The sequence below is a fragment of the Primorskyibacter aestuariivivens genome, from assembly GCF_028023675.1.
Lineage (GTDB): Bacteria > Pseudomonadota > Alphaproteobacteria > Rhodobacterales > Rhodobacteraceae > Marinovum > Marinovum aestuariivivens.
Genome location: NZ_JAQIOZ010000001.1, coordinates 286,988 through 306,282 on the forward strand (window position 1 = coordinate 286,988; position 19,295 = coordinate 306,282).

The 19,295-nt window shown below is 60.5% G+C and carries 11 protein-coding genes; 5 read left to right on the top strand and 6 right to left on the bottom strand.

Annotated elements, in window-relative coordinates:
• Positions 1–97: 97 nt before the first annotated feature.
• Positions 98–1,363, top strand: coding sequence for a polyhydroxyalkanoate depolymerase (gene phaZ / locus PGB28_RS01490; protein WP_271419696.1), 1,266 nt, complete (start codon positions 98–100; stop codon positions 1,361–1,363).
• 54 nt (positions 1,364–1,417) lie between these two features.
• Here the strand turns inward: phaZ and PGB28_RS01495 are convergent, their stop codons facing one another.
• The 3 genes from PGB28_RS01495 to PGB28_RS01505 form a co-directional block, all read right to left on the bottom strand.
• Positions 1,418–2,398 carry a Gfo/Idh/MocA family protein gene (locus PGB28_RS01495; protein WP_271419697.1) on the bottom strand — a complete coding sequence of 327 codons (981 nt, stop codon included), beginning with the start codon at positions 2,396–2,398 and terminating at the stop codon, positions 1,418–1,420.
• Between the two features lie 127 nt (positions 2,399–2,525).
• Entirely contained in the window at positions 2,526–3,422 is an 897-nt protein-coding gene (gene rpoH, locus PGB28_RS01500) for an RNA polymerase sigma factor RpoH (RefSeq protein WP_271419698.1), read from the bottom strand.
• Positions 3,423–3,678: 256 nt separating this feature from the next.
• Positions 3,679–4,707, bottom strand: coding sequence for an RluA family pseudouridine synthase (locus PGB28_RS01505; RefSeq protein ID WP_271419699.1), 1,029 nt, complete (start codon positions 4,705–4,707; stop codon positions 3,679–3,681).
• Here PGB28_RS01505 and PGB28_RS01510 point away from each other — a divergent pair.
• Positions 4,706–5,017: a DUF6476 family protein gene (locus tag PGB28_RS01510; protein ID WP_271419700.1), complete on the top strand. Its 312-nt coding sequence runs from the start codon at positions 4,706–4,708 to the stop codon at positions 5,015–5,017. The two genes, PGB28_RS01505 and PGB28_RS01510, sit on opposite strands and share 2 nt — an antisense overlap.
• On the opposite strand, the gene PGB28_RS01515 is transcribed toward PGB28_RS01510, so the two are convergent.
• Genes PGB28_RS01515 through PGB28_RS01525 form a run of 3 tightly spaced genes read right to left on the bottom strand, consistent with a single transcriptional unit; the run spans position 5,004 to position 7,149 of the window.
• Positions 5,004–5,498, bottom strand: a complete 495-nt coding sequence (locus PGB28_RS01515) for a hypothetical protein (RefSeq protein ID WP_271419701.1) — start codon at positions 5,496–5,498, stop codon at positions 5,004–5,006. The genes PGB28_RS01510 and PGB28_RS01515 overlap by 14 nt on opposite strands.
• A complete protein-coding gene (locus PGB28_RS01520) occupies positions 5,495–6,328 on the bottom strand; it encodes a c-type heme family protein (protein WP_271419702.1) in 834 nt (277 codons plus the stop codon). The genes PGB28_RS01515 and PGB28_RS01520 overlap by 4 nt, the downstream gene beginning before the upstream one ends.
• Complete coding sequence (locus PGB28_RS01525; protein WP_271419703.1) at positions 6,325–7,149, bottom strand: cytochrome c3 family protein; 825 nt, start codon at positions 7,147–7,149, stop codon at positions 6,325–6,327. Before PGB28_RS01525 ends, PGB28_RS01520 begins: the two co-directional genes overlap by 4 nt.
• 329 nt (positions 7,150–7,478) lie before the next feature.
• Between PGB28_RS01525 and PGB28_RS01530 the strand changes: the two genes are divergently transcribed.
• From PGB28_RS01530 to PGB28_RS01540, 3 genes are all read left to right on the top strand, one after another.
• Positions 7,479–8,213 carry a hypothetical protein gene (locus PGB28_RS01530; RefSeq protein WP_271419704.1) on the top strand — a complete coding sequence of 245 codons (735 nt, stop codon included), beginning with the start codon at positions 7,479–7,481 and terminating at the stop codon, positions 8,211–8,213.
• Between the two features lie 164 nt (positions 8,214–8,377).
• Entirely contained in the window at positions 8,378–9,106 is a 729-nt protein-coding gene (locus PGB28_RS01535; RefSeq protein ID WP_271419705.1) for a hypothetical protein, read from the top strand.
• 48 nt (positions 9,107–9,154) lie between these two features.
• Complete coding sequence (locus tag PGB28_RS01540) at positions 9,155–19,120, top strand: hypothetical protein (protein WP_271419706.1); 9,966 nt, start codon at positions 9,155–9,157, stop codon at positions 19,118–19,120.
• Positions 19,121–19,295: the final 175 nt, after the last annotated feature.

A 19,295-nucleotide genomic window follows, 5' to 3' on the forward strand; every position in this document is an offset into this window, starting at 1 on the left:
TATTCTCGCACTCGCAGCATAAAGGCGCTTTGCAGGAGGGGTCAAAGCGACAAAACAACCGGGCATAGATTCGCCCAAGGAAAGCAGGAGACGCCTCATGCGTTACATGGCGACCTATGATCTCATGGAGACCGTGCGCAACACCAACCAATGGCTCGGCGCAACCGCAGAGGCGATGGCCTCTTATCCGGTCTTCGCGCTCTGGCCCAACCCGGGCATGAACTGGCTGGCGGCCTGGGGTGAGGTCACGGAACGAGCCTTTCACCGCATGGTCGTGAAACCCGACTGGGGCATTCACTCTTTCACCTGCGAAGACGGCAAGGACCATCTGGTCAATGTTCGCACCGAAGTCAGCCGCCCGTTCGGCGATCTGGTGCATTTCGAAGTGGCCGGTCGTAAACCCGCGCCGCGCCGTGTGCTGCTGGTTGCACCCATGTCGGGCCACTATGCCACGCTCCTGCGCTCGACCGTGCGGTCGCTCCTGCGCGATTGCGAGGTCTTCGTGACGGACTGGCACAATGCCCGCGACATCCCGGTGTCCGAGGGCAAGTTCGACGTCGAGGATTACACCCAGTATCTCGTTGATTTCATGCGTCATCTGGGCCCGGAAACCCATGTGATCGCGGTGTGTCAGCCCGCCCCGCTGACGCTGGCCGCGACCGCCTATCTCGCCGAGGAAGACCCAGATGCACAGCCCCGGTCGCTGACGCTGATCGGTGGCCCCATCGACCCCGACGCGACCCCCACCGACGTAACCGATTTCGGCCGCCGCGTGACCATGGGCCAGCTTGAGGGAACCATGATCCAGCGGGTCGGGTTCAAATATAAGGGCGTGGGACGACTGGTCTATCCCGGCCTGTTGCAGCTTGCCTCCTTCATGTCGATGAATGGCGACCGCCACTCCAAGGCGTTCCAGGACCAGATCGGCCGCGTCATGCGGGGCGAGGCGTCCGACCACGATGCGCATAACCGCTTCTATGACGAATACCTTGCCGTGATGGACATGCCGGCTGAATTCTACCTGTCCACCGTCGAACGGATCTTCAAGAATCGCGAGATTGCCAAGAACGAATTCGTGGTGAACGGCAAGAAAGTGGATATCGGCAAGATCACCACCGTGGCCGTGAAAACCGTCGAAGGGGCCAAGGACGACATCTCGGCTCCCGGCCAATGTGTTGCCGCGCTGGATCTTTGCACCGGGCTGCCCGACAGCAAGAAAGCCAGCCATCTGGAGCCCGAAGCAGGCCATTACGGTATCTTCGCGGGCAAATCCTGGCGTAACAATATCCGCCCGCTGGTGCTCGATTTCATCGACGCCAACAGCGGCAAGGCGAAACCGGCAAACAAGAACGCTGCCGCGTAACGCTTTGATCTACAATTGAATAAAGGCCCTCGCCATGGCGGGGGCCTTTGTCGTTCAGCCCGGCTGACCCGCGGCGTCGAACACACGGTCGATCATCGCCTGCGTTCCCTTGGAGAACTCAAGCGGACAGGGATAGTCGGCTCCATCCAGCACTGCATTGTTGAAATTCTCGACCTGGCACACATACTGGTTCACCCCCGGCCAGCGCCATGTCACGATTTCCATCCCCGGGCGCTCCAGCGACAATTCCGCCTGATCGAACACGCCCGCGTTAAATGGCGCTTTAACCCGCAGGATTCCCTTGTCCCCCTGAAGGGTGACCTCCTGCCGGGGCATCATGCGCATGGAGTTGACGGCAGAGAAATGGAACGACGGGAATCGCGCCGTCACATGCGACCAGACATCGACCCCGTTTTCCCATGTGAACGCCGTAGACAGAATCTCGTCAGGCTCTTCTCCGGTCACGTAGCGCGCGGTGCCATAGGTATAGACCCCGATATCGGGGATCGCGCCGCCGCCGGTCTCGGCCCGGTTGCGGATATTGCCGCCGTCGCGCCGGTTGTCATAGGAAAACACCGTATCCCACAGGATCAGTTCGCCAATCTCGCCCGCCTGAACCAGTTCACGCACCTTTTGCCAGCGCGGGTGATGCACGACCATATAGGCCTCGGCGGCCAATAACCCGGTCTCATCGCGGAGCGCCATCACGCTGTCGAACGCATCGGCCCGCATCGCCAGCGGTTTTTCCACCAACACATGTTTGCCCGCGCGCAGGGCCTTTTCCGCCCATTCCACATGCAGATGATTGGGCAGCGGGATATAGACCGCGTCGATGCTGTCACTGGCCAACATCGCGTCGTAATCGGTGAACACATCCAACCCCGGCTCCATGTCCACGAAAGGCGCGGCCTTGTCGGCGCTCGACGTGGCAATCGCCGCGAAACGCCCCCGGCGCGCGGCGTGAATGGCGGGTGCCATATGTTCGCGTGCGAATTTCGCGGCACCCAGAACGCCCCAGCGCAGATGATCCGACATGTCATGCTCCCCGATTTGTTTGCGCAAACATGCCCCCTGCCCCGGGTGAGGTCAAAGAAAAAGGCCGGAGCGCGATGCTCCGGCCTCTCGTGCCTTTGAGGGAAGGCCCTGGGGAAAGTCTTGAGGTTTATGCCGCGGGCAACATGCCCTGTTTCTTGGCCAGTTCGCGCATGCGCTTTTGCAGCTTTTCAAAGGCGCGCACCTCGATCTGGCGGATGCGTTCACGGCTCACGTCATACTGACCGGACAGGTCTTCGAGCGTAACCGTCTCATCGGACAGGCGGCGCTGGGTGAGGATGTCCTTTTCGCGATCATTGAGCACATCCATCGCCTCGGCCAGCATGGCACGGCGCGATTCAAGCTCATCGCGTTCCTCGTAATCGGCGGCCTGGTCGGCGTCTTCATCCTCCAGCCAGTCCTGCCATTGCATCGAGCCTTCGCCCTCTTGCCCCACCTGGGCATTGAGCGAGGCATCGCCACCGGACATGCGCCGGTTCATCGAGATCACCTCGTCCTCAGTCACGCCCAGATCATGCGCAATCTGCTTGACGTTCTCGGGACGCAGGTCGCCATCCTCAAGCGCGCCGATCTTGGCCTTGGCCTTGCGCAGGTTGAAGAACAGCTTCTTCTGCGCGCTGGTGGTACCCAGCTTCACAAGGCTCCAGGACCGCAGGATATATTCCTGGATCGAGGCGCGGATCCACCACATCGCATAGGTGGCAAGGCGGAAGCCCTTTTCCGGGTCAAAGCGTTTCACGGCCTGCATCAGACCCACGTTTGCCTCAGAAATCACCTCGGCCTGCGGCAAGCCATAGCCGCGGTAGCCCATGGCGATCTTTGCCGCCAGTCGCAGGTGACTGGTGACCATCTTATGGGCCGCCTGAGTGTCTTCTTTCTCGACCCAAGCCTTGGCCAGCATGTATTCTTCTTCCGGCTCCAGAAGCGGAAACTTCCGGATTTCCTGCAAATACCGGGACAGGCCGCCTTCGGGCGTCGGGGCCGGCAGATTTGCGTAGTTAGCCATGTCAGTCCCTCCAATGTTTACACTGTTAACATTCAATATGGGGTAGGAAACATGCTTTTCAAGGGCATATATCCTCCGTTGCGATAAATATTAAACTGATCTGTTCAGAACGCCAACGTTGTGACACGCGCCTCACGCGGATGTGCGGGTTTTGACAATTGCTGTCATCTTAAGGGGTGATTTTGTGCTGATCATGCGAAATCGCAGACCGAAAATGAAACATTTGCGCGATAGCCTGCAATTCCGCATGGGAATATTACAGCCCATTCCCCCGCAACTGGGCCAGCAGGGCCTGCATATCCTCAGGTAAGGGCGCCTCGAAATCGAGCCAATCGCCCGTGACCGGATGCGCGAATCCCAGCTTTGCCGCATGCAGCGCCTGTCGCGGAAATCCCGCCAAAGCGCTCACCACAGGCTCCGGAAGAGCTTTTTGGGGCAGTTTGCGTTTGCCGCCATAGGTCGCGTCGCCGATCAACCCATGCCCGGCATGGGCCATATGCACCCGAATCTGATGGGTGCGCCCAGTCTCAAGGCGGCATTCCATCAGCGCCACCACCGGCGGCGTACCGAAACTCTCCAACAACCGTGCGCGTGTGACCGCATGTCGCCCGCCCTCGAAACAGACCGCCTGTTTCTGCCGATCGGTGCGGTGGCGCGCCAGTTGCGTGGTGATCTTCATGACATTACCCGGCTCGAAACTGATCCCGCGCAATCCGCGCAGCCGAGGATCGGCGGCATCCGGCACGCCGTAAACAATCGCCCGATAGGCGCGTTCGGCGCTGTGTTTCTCGAACTGCGCGGCCAGCCCGTGATGGGCCGCGTCGGATTTGGCGACCACCAACACGCCGCTTGTATCCTTGTCGATGCGGTGCACGATGCCCGGGCGCTTCATTCCGCCCACCCCGGACAGCGTGTCACCGCAATGATGCAAGAGCGCATTGACCAGCGTGCCAGACGGCGTACCCGGCGCGGGATGCACCACCATGCCGACCGGTTTGTTCACCACGATCAGCGCGTCATCCTCGAACAGGATATCCAGAGCGATATCCTCGGGCAGGATATGGCTCTCGGCCGCTTCCTCCAGCGTGATCGCCACCTCGGCCCCCTCGCTCACCTTGGCCTTGGGGTTCACCTCGACCTTGCCGTCCAGCGTGATGGCCCCGGCCTCCAACAGCCGCGCAAGCCGGGTACGCGACAGCGCCGCCTCCTCTGGCACATCGCGGGCCAAGGCCTTATCAAGGCGGGCGGGCGGATTGGCGCCAATGGTGAAACGGAGTTCCGGCATGAATATGGCCCCTGATGAGCATGACGATCTGCCCGAACCGTCGAACCTGCGTTTTCTGCGGGTGCTGGTGACGGTGCTCACGGGCGTGATGATTGGCGGGGTCATACTGATCATCGTGCTGATTGTCATCCGCTTCCGTGATCCCGGTCCGCAGGTGCCAGAGGATCTGACCCTGCCCGCCGATGTGACACCGCAAGCGGTGACCTTTGGAACAGGATGGGTTGCGGTGGTCACCGATGATGACCGCATCCTGATCTTTGACCGGGTCACGGGCCGGATGACGCAGGAAGTCGCGGTCACTGGTAACTGAGCGCGATCCAGACATGCACGGCAATGAGCGGTAACAGCGCCGAGGCCAGCGCGATATGCACCCACAGCCAGAGGTGATAGAGCCAGCTGCTGCGATAGGGGATAACCTCGCGATTGAGCAGCCCGGTCGCGGCCACGGCGATAAAGGTCACCGCCAGAACCGAGGTCCAGGCATGACCAAAACGCACCGCATGGACGGCAAAAAGCAGCGTTGTGGCCACCCCGACCCAGCGATGTGCCGTATAGTGTTTGCGTTGCTTGCGAGCGGGAGCTTTGCGGTCGCGGACCCAGAGCAGCACCCATTGATAGAGGATCGCGGCGAGCAAGGCGGTGCCCGTGGCGACCTGCCATGACAAAGACCCCGCCCAGCGCGTGGGCTGCAGCGCGGTTTCGGCAGTAAAGACCAGCACCACAAGGGACAGCCCTATCAACCCGAGAATGACATAGGGCCGGCGCCGGACCCGCAGGATCAGCGCGGTCATTGCCCCATCTCCTTTGCCGTGGTCAGGATCAGCGCCCGCATCACCGGATCCCCCGCCTTGGCCCGCACCGCGGCCATGAAGGTCGGTAGATCCGGCAGGATGCGGTTCTCTGCATCGGGCCAGCCCGGACCGGCGGGCACGGGATCGGCAAAGCCCGCGGCCTTGTCGAGATAATCCTGATACGCCTCTTCGACCGAGCGGTAGAGTGCTTCGGTCACCTCCAGATATTCCGCCGCGGACAGGGTCGCCGCCGGATAGGTCCATGTGGTCGCCCCCATGATGTCACCCAGCGTCCAATCCGTCTTGGGGCTGTCCTCGTGTTCATTGTGACAGGTCACACAAGGCTGTGCCGAGGCAATGTCCGGATACATCGCCACCTCATCGCCGCGTTCGGTCTTTGAAAACACCGGTGCCGATGTGGCACGCAACTGCTCAAAGGCATTGGCCTGCGCCCCCCTGAACAGGTTGGAGGCTTCGATCGGCGCGTCTGACCCCAGATACAGCCCCAGACGCGGCGGCTTGGCCTCCATCTTGGCCGCAGCCAGCCGCAGGAACAACGCGGGCAAAGGCCCCTTTTCGACCCCCGGCTCGGCCCAGTCCTCCCCGTATTTCAACCCGGCCTTCAGCCCGCCCCCCACCACACGCGCGGTATAGGTGGAGCGGGCCGCATCATTGATTGCGTTTACCGCGTCGAACAGATGCACCACCGGCAACGCCCGCGCGTCGCTTGCGCGCGCCGCCTGTGACGGCAAGGGCGGCGGCGCGGTGACAAAGAGGTAAATAGCAAGGCAGACAAACCCGCCCGCTGCGATGATCTTGTTCAGGCTCATTCCGGTTTCGCCTCATAGAGTTTACGTGATCCATAGTGAGGTGGCCCGTTTCGCAGATAGGCTTTGATCTGCTGTTCCGGGATGCGCGCCGCCATCAGACGGGGCGGCTCGAAAACGTGGTTGCCGTGAAAATCATGGCAGCCAAGGCAGCTTCCCCAGTTCTGCGCCGCGACCAGATCAACATGAGGCTGGTCCAGTGGATCGTTCTTCATCTTCAGGTCTTCATGGCAGGCGCGGCAAACGCCCATGTCGCTGGCGACACGCTCGTCCCTGTGCTCAGTATGGCAGCCAAGACAGGTATCCGCGGCCACGGTTTCCAGCGCCTCGATGAAGCGCGGCTCGCGGAACCGGTAAATCGGATGCCGTTCATTGGGACGCTCATGACAGTTCAGGCAGGTCTCGGATGTCACCGGGGCCTTGCCGAAATCGGCACTGTCGGGGCGCAGCCTGATGGCATAATGCACATTCGCCTGAATTTGCTGGCGAATGGTTCCCGGGCTGGCTTCGTGGCAGCCCGCACAATCCACCTCGGCATGTCCGGACTGGATCGGCCCCTGAGCCAGCCACACCTTGGCCATTGGCGATTCAAGCGCAACACCCCCAAGCACCATCACGGGCAATGCCATACACAACGCCGACTTCTTAAAGCCCAACATGATCCCTCTGATCGCACCCCAAGCCAAAAACACACGCTTAAGCTGTAAGTCATTTGTTAACAGTTCATTAAAAACGCCATGTTTCTGATGAATTTGTTTCCATTCTGGAAACATCAGTGCCGTGAGGGCCAGCACGGCACACACGACGCCATGGGCACGGAACACCGCTCCAATTCGGCACGCTCTTTGAGGCGAGTATCACATTGCTGCCGAATGCCTTGGCTAACGCGAAAGCGGTCCTGCCACACCACACGTTTAGCTAGAAAACCCAAGCCGTTGATTTAAGGCCAAAATACCCGCCTTACGCGTATCCAGTGCCACGTCGCTTCACTCTTAGGCGAACTTATTTTCGGACATAGATCACAGTTTGACTCGCATTATCGTTGCGTCAACTTCGCCTCCGGCCCACCGTCTGCGCACGTTCTGGTTGACGCACCCGTCTCCAGAATCGCTTTTGAGATAACAAACGAACACACCAACCGGAGGACTTCCACATGCATTCCATTGCCATTGCCGCATCCGCAATCAACTGGAACGGCGGCCAGCGCATCACCCTGCGCGCAGGCGACACAGCCACCTGCACCACCCTGCGCCCCGGGCAGATTTATGGCATCTTTGCCTATAACTCGGCCCAGAATGACAATGATGCTGATCTGGTCTGTGTCTGGTCAAACTCTCAACCGCCGGTCACCATCACGGTGCCGGGTACAACCGGGAACCATGGTCTGGCCTCGATGGGCTTTGTGTCCGGTGACGACACCCAGACCATCTCTGTCTCGCTGGGCACCAATTCCCAGAATGCACAGGTTGAGGTCTGGCTGGGTTCGGTCAGCATGCCGACCGACACATCGGGCCTCAGTAACCAGCAGCTTCCGGCCGATGGTACGCAGCATTCGTTCAACAAATATCAGCGCTATTTCGCCGTCCCGCCGTCGAGCTGGTACAACGTGACCCTCGTCAGCACGATCACCCAGTTCATCTCCTGCCAGTTCACGTCGAAAAAGGCCGAGGTCTTTGTTCTCAACGAAACGGCGGCCGGTTTGCTGGATGGCCAGGTGGTGACCATGGGGCCCAAAGCCTCGGCCAAGGACACGGTCGTGATTACCGCCGTCCAATCCCAAAGCACCAGCGCCAACATCTCGGGCGGTGGCCAGCAATATGTCTGGATGAATGCCGACAGCGAACAGGATTCGCAGAGCGCCAGCATCGCGCTTCAGTCACTGACCTGACACGCACAGGCAACCGAAAACCGTCAGGGTCCCGGCACGTCATCTCGCCGGGACCCTGACCGGAACGTGGGGGATGCGCCTCGACCATTGATTGGAACGATGGACGGCTACTGACGCTTCAGGGGGGACAGACGGCACGCTGCGCCAGCCTGAAAACGGGGGAATTGTATGTTGCACTGGTCTATAACAGCTCTCAGCACGACCAGACGGCGGATTTGAACGTGGTCTGGACGAACAGGAAACCACCGGTCACGGTGACGATCCCCGGCACCACCGGTGATGCGTCCATGGCCACGATGCTGTTCGTCTCCGGCACCGACACCGATTTCTTCAGCCTGTCTCTCGGAGCCTTCAGCGCCGCAACCCTTGAGATACTCCTTGTCAGCGTGTCGATGCCCGCCAATGCCAGTGGCATCACGAACACCGCGCTGGACGCCGACGGCAAGGTGTATCCCTTTCCCAAATTCACGCGCTACCACGCCGTCCCGCCGCAAGGCTGGAGCAGCATCAGCATGGCCAGTGCCACCCATCAGTTCATCAGCATCCAGATGCACAAGCAGCGTGCCAAGGTCATCGTGCTGAACAAAAGCGTCACCGGCCTGCATGCCGGACAAGTGCAGACATTCGGCCCCACCGCCAGCAAGGACACGGTCGTTCAGCCGGTATTCGTCTGCCAGCAGCATTACGAGAACAACCAGATCAAGGGGACCGGCCAAAGCATCGTCTGGATGTGTACCGACAGCGTGCCAAACGCGCGGGATGCGAAAATCGCCCTGCAATCTCTGTCCACGGCCCGCGCGCTTTTCTCCATCACAGGCAGCTATGCCAGCAGGCTTTTGGCCCGTTCCAGCTGCACCCAGACCGACCCGCCACCGATCACACGCAACCCCTAGCCCCATGCCCGCCACGTTTCCCGGGCCCGTTTGAAAGAGGACAAGACGATGCAACTGACCCAATTGTCGGACACAGGCCTCTATCTTGAGAATGTCGATAGCCCGGAAACCGCTGTGTGGGGGCTGATGATGTATGGCAACCAGCGGCCACAAAGCGTCAATCTTGGCACCAGCTTTTCGAATGCGGACAGTTTCTATGTCTTCTTCCCGGCCGCCAACCGGGGCGCGGGATGGGCCGGTTTTGCCAAGTCCATGGACCAGCAGATGGACAATGGCACCAACCGGCGGTTTGGCTTCTTTGACAATGACGCAACGCTTCTGGGGGTATTGAGCGTCACGGGCTCTGGCGGGTCGCAGGCGCTGAACGGTGGACAGGAGTTCAGTTTTCGAAATCTCACACTCAAGGTGCAGCAGCCTTCGACCGGTCAGGCGTCAGTCACCTATGACGACGGGTCGCAGACATTTTTCATCGAAAACCTCGCCGTTGGCGCACAACAGACGGTGCAATGGCTGGCCACCCCGCCGGGGGGGCCACAGCGCCCCCTGACACCCACCGGCAATCTCGCCATCCCGGTCAGCGGCCCGACCCCGGGCGTGCTGCGCACCGAGTTGATGCTCAGCCTTGACGATCAAGCCGCGCTGGAATGCGGGCCGATGTATTTCGCCCCGAACAGCGGCGGCGGCGACGTGATTGCAACGCGTTACCCCACCTTCCTGTCCGGCGATGACGGGACCCATGTGGCGGTGACCGCCTTTGCGGATGTCGCCCAACAGACAGCGCAGGACCGCACCTATTTCGCGCTCACCGACACAACGCTGAAATCCGGGTTTTCCTCGGTTCTGGGACGTCAGATCACGCTCGCCCCGCGCGACGGCAGCAGTGATCCGCAGAAACTCAGCACGCGCTTTGTGCTGGCCGGCCGCCCGGTCACCGGCCCCGGGAAAAACGAGGCCTATTTTCTGACCCCCATGGGCGCGGTCTCCATGACACAGACGGGCAGCGCCAGTTCGGGCGAATTGCTCTGCGCCTATTCCGCGACGGAAAGCTTCAGCTTTGAAAATGGCGATGTGCTGCATTTCTGGCCCGGCAAAGCGGCATGGCTGGTCAACAGCCCGGAAACCGTGGGCGACAAGGGTGACAAGACCCCGGCCGTCTATCTGGACGATCAGGCCACGACCTCCTGGATCAGCCTGACCTCGGACGCGGCGCAGAACACCTATTTCAGCCAGCCGCAGGGCAGCCCGATCTACGAAGATGACGGCCAGACCGGCGATGCGACGGTGAAGCCCTACAAGCTGAAATTCAAACCGATCCCGGCCTGGCCTGCGCTTGGCACCGATGCGGCCAATGCGACCTGCCCGCCTGTCCCGATGGCCCCCTATGGCGGGCTTCCCGGCCTGAACACCGACAGCAGCGCGCCTTTTACCTATCTCGAAAGCAAAGGCATCAACCCGGCCCGGCGGCAGGTTCTGAGCCAGTCCAACCCGCATCAGAGCCTTGCGCCCATGATGAAGGTCGCCGCAGGCACGGAGGCCGGCACGCTGACCAACGCGATGACGCCGCTGGGCCTTGTTGGCGGGTTTGACAACAACAACCTCTGGATGACCACCCATTTCGCCGTCAGCGGTGCGCAAAACAATCACAAGCTGCAATTCGAGGATATGGGCGAGGCCATTCGCGCGGCGTTTTATCAGAACCAGATTTTCATGGTCATTGATCAGGACATGTCGAATGGCACGCCCCTGTTCACCTTTGGAAAATCCGATGCCACGGTTGAGTTGTCTGACTGGTTCTTTGACCTGCAGCTTCAGGGTGAAAACCCTGACGGCACGCCGCCCATCCTGATCATCAAGTTCTTCCGCGACAAATCCATCAAGGAACTGGTGTCGGACCGCGCGCTTTGGGAAGCGGCAACGACGTTTTCGTCGGACCCGAAATCGCGCGAAAGCCAAATCCTCGACATCATCACCACCGCCGAGGCAGCGGTGAAGAAAGACCCCAATTCGATCTATGCGAATTTCGTGAAGATCGTGAATGACCCCAATTTCACCGGCCTGCTCGCGCTCAACACCGCGCTCGATCTTCAGGAACTGCCCGCCGTGATCAAGGCGCTTCTGGGCGGCATGGTGGATGAAAAGGGCAATTCCAACATCGCCGCCTTCCGCGCCCATCACGTGGGCGTGTCGATCTCGGACACTGGCAATGGCGGCGCGGTGGAGCTGGATTCAAGCTCGGTCTTTGCGCTGGTCGATTATGAGGATCCCGGCACCACCAATACCTCGCTGCAAATCCGCTCGGAGCAAGGTCTGGCGCGCGATCTTGATGTGCTCGATAGCATCTATCCCTGCGGCGCCAATGGGCTGACCTGCTATGGGTTCAAAGTGATCTACCTGCGGGCGCTGTTCACCAACAATGCGCTGTCCAGTTTCGATGCCGAGGTCGACCTGACGGTGGACAATCTCTTTGCCGTGGGCGTCAACCTGGGCAACGATGCCACAACGACGGCAGACGGAGAAAAAGCCAATATCATCAAGATCAACGGCTCTTATTCCGAGCATGACGGCGCGCAGACCTATTCGTTCATCGCCAAGAAAACCTATGAATTCTCCTTTGACGACAACACCTATCTGAAGAAAATCACCTTTGACAAAGTCCAGTTCTCGGCCACCGAGGAAGAGACCGGCAACGCCACCACCTCGACCATTTCTTCGCGCTTCGCGATCTGGGGATCGATGGAGTTCAAGGAACTGGACTTCCTCGACATGCTCAGTTTCGAAAAACTGTCCTTTGCCGATCTGGGTATCGAGATGAGCTATCAGCTCATCGCCAACCCGCCCCCTGCGCAGCCCGAAACCCGCGACCTGTCGTTGAAATTCTCGCCCGGCAACCTGCGGTTCGATTTCGGCCAGACCAAGCAGCGCGACGGTGACAAGAGCCTGCTCGCGCTCCTGCCCTTCAAGCTCAAGAGCTTCCTTTACAGCGAAAACGGTCAGGACATCTCCAAGCTCGATTATTTCGACGTGGGCATCGACATTCCCGGCGTGATCAAGACGGGCAGCGAATACAATTTCGCGCTGATCTTTGATCTTGATCTGGGTAGCCTTGGCGGGCTGGTTGGCGATCTGTCGGCCTTCAAATTCTCGATCATCATCGGCTGGAAGGCCTCGGCAACCCCGGCGGATGAGGCGCTGGTCTTTGGCGTGCAGATGCCCGAGGCCGACGGCAAGCTTGAGATCACCATCGAGGGCGTGCTGAAAATTTCCATCGGGAATTTCCAGCTCAAATATACCGAAGATGATCTGCTCGTCTTTGCGATGGTCAAATCCTACATGGAGCTTTTTGGCACCCGCGTGCCGCCGGGCAACGTGAATTTCGATCTGGCGATTTTTGCCCCGCAAAAAGGCGACGACAAGATCGGCTGGATCGCCGCGCTGAACGCCGAGGCCGAGAAGAAGAAAACCGCCCAGGCGATCTCCTATGAAGGTCCCTTGCAAGCGGTGCAGGACGCGCAGAATTCCATCAGCAAGGCCGAATTCGAGGACTTCCTTGCCCATTACGACGCCCTGCCCGAAGACGAACGCCGCGAGATGCAGCGGGTGGAACCGTTGGCCGTTTTGGCGGAGCAAAAGAAGAAGGACGGCGACGAGGGCGGCTCGATCCTCAAGCTCGACTATTTCGGCATTGGCCAAAGGGTTGGCCCCAAGGACAACCCCGACAGTTTCGACGCTTTCCTGAAATACATGAAGGGCGATTTCTGGACCGCCGTCGAAAAGGGAAAATACACCGATGTCTACAAGCCCGATGGCGGCTGGATCGTGGTGTCGAACATGGTTCTGCTCGATCTCGTCGGTTTGGGCTTTGTCTTTTACGATTCCACGCCGTTTTATTCGCTCAAGATCTACATCACCGCGGGCTCCATCAAGGGGCTGAGCTTTGAGATCACCTATACCAAGGTGAGCGACGATGTGGGGCTGTTCTTTATCAATTTCACCCTGCCCGACACGCTGCGCACCTTCCAGGCCGGGGCGGCGAGCATCACGCTGCCGGCGCTGAAGCTGTCGATCTACACCAATGGCGATTTCAAGGTCGATCTGGGCTTTCCGGCCAATGATGACTGGTCCGTTTGTTTCCGGGTCGAGGCCTTTGCCGGGCCCATTCCGGTCACCGGGTCGGGCGGGTTCTATATCGCCAAACTCAGCAGCGCGACGGACGACACCTTTACCGCCAAGGATTACGACACGATCCTCGCCGCCGGTTTCGGTGCACGGCTGGGCGTGGGCAAGAATTTCACCGCCGGGCCACTCAAGGCGGGTGTGAGCCTGACCTTCTTTGGGATCATCGAAGGCGCGATCGGCTACTACGCCTATGATTCAGACAAAGAAGACGTGGTTCAGTACCTGACCGACCCCAAGGCGCTGGCCATCAAAGGCCAGTTCGGCGTGATTGGCGAAATCTATGGCTCGATCGATTTTGCCATCATCAAGGCCAGCGTGAATGTCCGCATTCAGGCCTCGGTTGGCGTGCAACTCTTGATCGAGGCCGGGCTGGGCGGCGACATCATGCTCTATGTCGAAGCCAGCGTGAGCGTCGGCGTCAAGGTCAAGATCGGGCTGGGCTTCTTCTCGATCACCATCAGCTTCTCGTTCAAGGCCAGCTTCCGCTTTGAATGGCATCTGCTCAAACAGGACAATGCACAACATGTCGAACGTCTGGCGATGCGCTCGAACCTCGCAATGCTGGCAACCGGGGACGCATGGAACCCGGACTTCCCGCTTCAGACCGGCCTGAACGGCAAGCTGTCATCTTGGATGATCGGGGAATACACCACCGTCTGGACTGACACCACGGCCGTCGGTGCACCGTGGCTGGCCACATCGCTGACCATGGAATACCTGGAGGATCCGGCAAGCGCCAAGCTCGAGGATTTCAAACCGTTTGAAAACCTCGCCGCACAGATGATCACCTGGGCGCTGTCCGGCGCTCTGGGTATCGGCAACTGGGATGCCACGGTCACTCAGAAGGACATCGACGGGCTGAACCAGAACCCCGACCTGCTGACCGGCACGCTGGATTATGACACACTGATCGCCGGTCTGGGCAAGATGTTCAGCCTGAACATCATCCCGATCCCATCGGACACCAAGGAAGAGACAAATGTCTTTGCCACCATCTTCCCGATGCTGCCCTTCCTGACGCTCAAGACCGATGGGCGCGACAGCGAGCTGAGCTACGCGTTCAAGGACAAGAGCAACGTGTCGCAGACCTGGATCGACACCACGCTGCAGACCTATTTCGAAGAGCTTTACACCAACATCACCAGCGAAGGCGGCAATGAGATGCTGGCCGAGATGGCCGATCCCACCGTGCCGCTGGTTCAGGCGATGTTCCTTGACTGGTTCGACGCGGTAGTCCGCTCCACCAACAACGCGCTGCTGACGCAGATGCAGAATGACGACACCGACAGCGGCAAGCTCTCGGATGTCTATCTGGCCGCTGTGCAAAGCGGCCAGATCAAGAACGTGGCGGGCCAGATGGCGCAATTCTTCCGCTCGGGCCTGCGCCTGCCCCAGACCGATGGGATGGAACTGCCCGCTGGATCGCTGGAGGCAACCAACCCGCTCTATGCGTTGATCTGGCAGGAATTCCCGGTCGGCTCCAAGACCGATTACACCGTGTCGCTGACCGGCGACGCGAGCCAGCCCTGGGTCACGTCCAGTGCGACCTGGGCTGTCAAATCAGCGGATGTGACACCCTACGCGGTCAATGGCAGCGATCTGCCCGTGCCGTCACAACCGGCGGTGATCCCGATGCTGCAATCGGGGCCACAGGCCTTTGCACTGGCCAATCCGATCACATGGACCCCGGCGGGCGGCGATGCGCTGTCGCTGCGGCCTTTCTCGGCCTCAATGCTGACCGCGCTGAAATCCAGCGCGCCGCTGAACATGAGCCTGTTCACCCGCGAAACCGCCAAGGCTTACGATCTGGCCACCGATCCGGTGCCCACGGAAGACACGAAATTTGCGCTGAGCATCGATATGGTCATCCGCAAGGTGCCGGGCGCGGGCGGCGCGTCGCTGGCCAATACCTATGCGCTTGGCGCAGCCGATCTGACCCAACAGACCATGATGCGCGAGTTGATGGGTGCGTTGCAGGACAACAAGGTCAAGGCCGAAAACGTGCGCCTTCTTTACCAGACCGCGGCGGACGAAAGCGGGCTGGTCTCCGACCCGGCGGCCAAGCAGCTTTTCGTACTGCGCACCAACACCACCACCCAATCGGTGCCGCCCGCCACGATGGAGGCCATGCTGGTCACTGCCGAACAACAGATGGCCGTGGGGGCCAATGCCGATGATCCGCTGGGCTTCCTGCAAATCCTTGAGCAATCGAGCGTCACCAACCAGACCGGCTATTTCCTGACCTACGAGACCTCGGGCGGCAAGGGCCTGCCCGACGATCTCTTTGGCAGCCAGAATTTCGCGCAGGTCACATTCCTGATTGAGCTGGATATAGCGCCATCGGGCGCGGTCTATGCCCTGCCGAACTATGCCAATGCAGCCGTGCTGACCAATACCAAGCCCGACCTGCTATATTATGCCGAAACCACGGACGCGGCGGATGAGACGCAATATGTCTCCACCGCAGCGGGCACGCTGGGCTTTGAGATGGCGCGCACGGAACCCACCGGCGACACGGTACTTGCCCGTCTTGCGAACCTCTACAGCCTCATTGCCTATCAGGTTCCGCAAAGCACCGGTTTCCGGGCCTCGGGCCTGTCTGTCCCGGCCAGCCCGCAAAAAACGGACGAGGGCGACACGACCCAGAGCTGGCGGCTCTTTGCACCGCTTTACAAGCTGGCCAGTGACAACCCGGCAGGCGACGCCAACCCCAACCGCTATGCGTCGATTGGGGATACCGTGACGATCCAGTCGGTTGTGGTCGATGCCTTCGGCAACAGCTTTGGCGCGCCCACAGCCGTCATCGAGGATCAGGCGAACCTGTTCTTTGATGATCTGGTGCCGCTGGGCAACTGGACCGGCGTGCGTACGATCTTTGATTTCAATGCCTGGGACAGCCCGACCGACAACACGGTCTGCGCGTCGATTGACAGCAGCACGGGGCTTGCCACCGGCGGCGATCCGAAACCCGGCGCGCTTAGCGTCTATCTCTGCCCCAGTGTTGACGCCCTGCCCAAACCCGGCTCGCAAAGCGCGCTGGCCACGGCAGAGATGTATGACACGGTGATCAACCAGCTTGCGGCCAAGGGGCCGTCCGGACAGGCCACGACCGAGATGTTCGTGACCACCAATCTCGACAGTTCCGGCAGCGACATTGCGCTGGATACGGCACAGACCGCAGCGGTGATGAAAATGCTGGGCGATCTGCGTGATTACCTTGTCTCGGGTGGCACGGAACCGACCGGGGCCACGCTGACGGTGAACGTGCCAGGGGCGACTGACACCTTGCCGCTGGTCTTCGAGATTCAGGTGGATTTCGGCATCAAACGCACCGGTTTCATCTCACCGGACGTGCAGGATTACGCCAATGCCACCCGCGTGGTGACAAATATCCCGCCGCAATCGGACCCCGAAGCGCTCAAGCAACTGGCGAATGATTTCGCCGTCGCTTTCCCCGCCTTCACCCTCGCCACCGGCCCGGCGGATGCCGACGATGTTGTGGTGCACTCCATGGCACCCGAAATGCTGGCAGCCGAGACCGGCAAATCCTCGAACGCCCAGCCCAAGGGGCTCTGGGCGGTCTCCACCGCCGTGACCGATCTGCAAATCAGCCAGACCCGGCGCGCCTATCTTGCGCCCAAACCGCTGGATACCAAACTGCGCTCCGGCACGGTTTGTATGCCCAACAGCTTGGCCGGGCTTGGCAGCCTGCCCGAAAAACGGGCGTTCTCGGATGTTGATCTTGACCAGATGGCGCGCGGTGCCTTTGCCGCGATTGACAATATCCTTGGTGCGGAGAACGCATCCCACGCCTTCGAGCAGGCTCCGGCGGCTTACACGGCCATTGCCAATGCCCGCGAACAGATCGCCGACCGCTATGCCGATAACGAGGTTGCGTGGCTCCTGAACGATGCCACCTACCAGGGTCAGGGCAGCGACCTGTGTCAGGGTCAGGACCTGATGGCACAGCAGATGCGCGCCGCACTTGGCAGTGCCTATGCCATCAACACCATCGTGCAGACCGATGTGAGCTTTGCCCAATCCCTGCCCGCCAGCATGGACAACCGCCTTCAGCTCTTTGGTCAGATGCAACGTCCGGGCAGCAGCGACACGGGCGAACAATCGGGCGGCGGCTTTGGTCTTGGCACCGCGCGGGTCGATGTGCCCGCAGGCAGCGGAGGCCAGAATGCCACAACCAGCTTCCTCTATGGCGTCACCGATCAGAAGATCGAGGAAGAAACCTTTGAGACGATGAATCTGGAATGGGCGGTCTCGCATCTGCAAGTCTTCCTTGACCCGCGCCAGATTGATTATTGCGACCACGGCACCGCGGCACCGCCGTCGATCTGGCTGCAATTCATCAATGCCTTCACCCATGCCCCACAGATGGGCGAAACGGTGATCCCGCTGGCCTATCGCGATTATCCGACGCCGCCCACGATGGTGGTGCAATCGGCAGAGGCCGATATCCGGAAGGATCCCAAGACGCTGGGTGAACTGACGCTGTGGTACTACACGGCGATCTATCAGGCACGTCTGCTGAGCCGCGACGAGGTCATGCTCGACCTGATCTACAACACCGGCGGCGGCGATGAGAACACGCTTGCCTCGGTCGCGGCACAGGATTGCACCAGCCAGACCAGCTTTACCCTCTTCGAGGCGCTGGCCCGGTTCCAGGCGGCATACGAGATCCTGCAACCACAGCTCAGCCCGGTTCCCGAAAGCGGCGCGAAGGACGCGTTGGAGAGCTTTGCCACGCTGGTCACGCAACTGGCCAACAACACCAACTGGGTGCCAAATGCCTTCGACATGGCGGCGGGCTCCGGCCTGACCTTTACGCTGGAACAGGATCTGGTCACCGACATCGCCACCGGCACCGGCGACGCGCGCCAGGTCACGCTTGTACCCGATCCGCTCGCCCCCAAGGGCAACCCATGGATCGGCAACAAATGCGTGGCAGCACTCGATCCCACCACGATGAAACCCTATGGCGATCAGGCCGAAACCTGTTCGAAACCGGGCGACAAGATCGTGCAGGCCGCCTATACGCCCGATCCCCCGCTGAGTGCGAATTTCGTCACCCACAGGGTGCGGGCGCGCGGTTTGACCACACTGGCCTATGAAAACGCCAATTCCGGCATCGGCACGCGCCGCAACGCGCATCTCTACCCGGACAAAGCGGTGTTCTCGAACCCGGCCTTCATCTACCAGACGCCGATTGTGGCAGGCACCAACCCGATCACGCCCTTTGTACAGAACGACACGGCGTTCCAGATCTATCCCATGATTGTCCCCGACAAGGATCAGGACATGGGCAGCTATATCGCCACCACGCTGGAGGAGCTGATGGGCGTCGCCACCTCGACACGGCTGATGGCTGTTGCTGTGGATGACATGGACGCGGTGTCCGAAGCCGCGACCAAGACCCGCCGGATCAAGATCGACGCGCGCTATGGCTTCCCGATCGGCGCGCCCTCGGGCAGCGGCGATCAGGCCGACACGCTTGTCCCGCTCGCTCCCATGGCTCTGGTGCGCTCCTTTGACCTGCCAGTGGACGGGCTGGCGGAGGTCATCGTGAAATGGGTGGGCAAATCGGGCGATCCGGGCGTCAACGGCTTGAAACCCTATGCCGCAGTGCTTGCGGATTGGTTGACCGCGCAGCAGGGCATCGTGCTGGGCGAACCGGGTGATCCAAACGCACCGCCGCAAGGGGCCTTTGTATCCCTGGATGTGACGCTCTATTCGCAGCTGGACGCGGCCAGCAATCAGCAACCGCTTTTGCGCCTGACCGACCTGCGGCTGGAACTGGCAGCGGTCAAGGCACCGGGAACCGAGTAGCAGCGCCCCTCACCACGACGGACAAGGGCGGGCAATGTCTCGCCCTTTTTTTCTGCTTTCCACGCCCTGACAGCCCCTCTCATGCGGCAACAAACCACCGGGCATCAATGACATGCGCCCGGTTCTATCCGCGTTCGAGGCGTGACAGTCCGGCCCGGATGCATTTAAGGTGGCT

Bases quoted from the DNA above. Each gene is read 5' to 3' on its own strand.
- rpoH (WP_271419698.1), bottom strand. From the start codon at position 3,422: ATGGCTAACTACGCAAATCTGCCGGCCCCGACGCCCGAAGGCGGCCTG.
- PGB28_RS01510 (WP_271419700.1), top strand. From the start codon at position 4,706: ATGAATATGGCCCCTGATGAGCATGACGATCTGCCCGAACCGTCGAAC.
- PGB28_RS01505 (WP_271419699.1), bottom strand. From the start codon at position 4,707: ATGCCGGAACTCCGTTTCACCATTGGCGCCAATCCGCCCGCCCGCCTT.
- PGB28_RS01530 (WP_271419704.1), top strand. From the start codon at position 7,479: ATGCATTCCATTGCCATTGCCGCATCCGCAATCAACTGGAACGGCGGC.
- phaZ (WP_271419696.1), top strand. From the start codon at position 98: ATGCGTTACATGGCGACCTATGATCTCATGGAGACCGTGCGCAACACC.
- PGB28_RS01515 (WP_271419701.1), bottom strand. From the start codon at position 5,498: ATGACCGCGCTGATCCTGCGGGTCCGGCGCCGGCCCTATGTCATTCTC.
- PGB28_RS01540 (WP_271419706.1), top strand. From the start codon at position 9,155: ATGCAACTGACCCAATTGTCGGACACAGGCCTCTATCTTGAGAATGTC.
- PGB28_RS01520 (WP_271419702.1), bottom strand. From the start codon at position 6,328: ATGAGCCTGAACAAGATCATCGCAGCGGGCGGGTTTGTCTGCCTTGCT.
- PGB28_RS01495 (WP_271419697.1), bottom strand. From the start codon at position 2,398: ATGTCGGATCATCTGCGCTGGGGCGTTCTGGGTGCCGCGAAATTCGCA.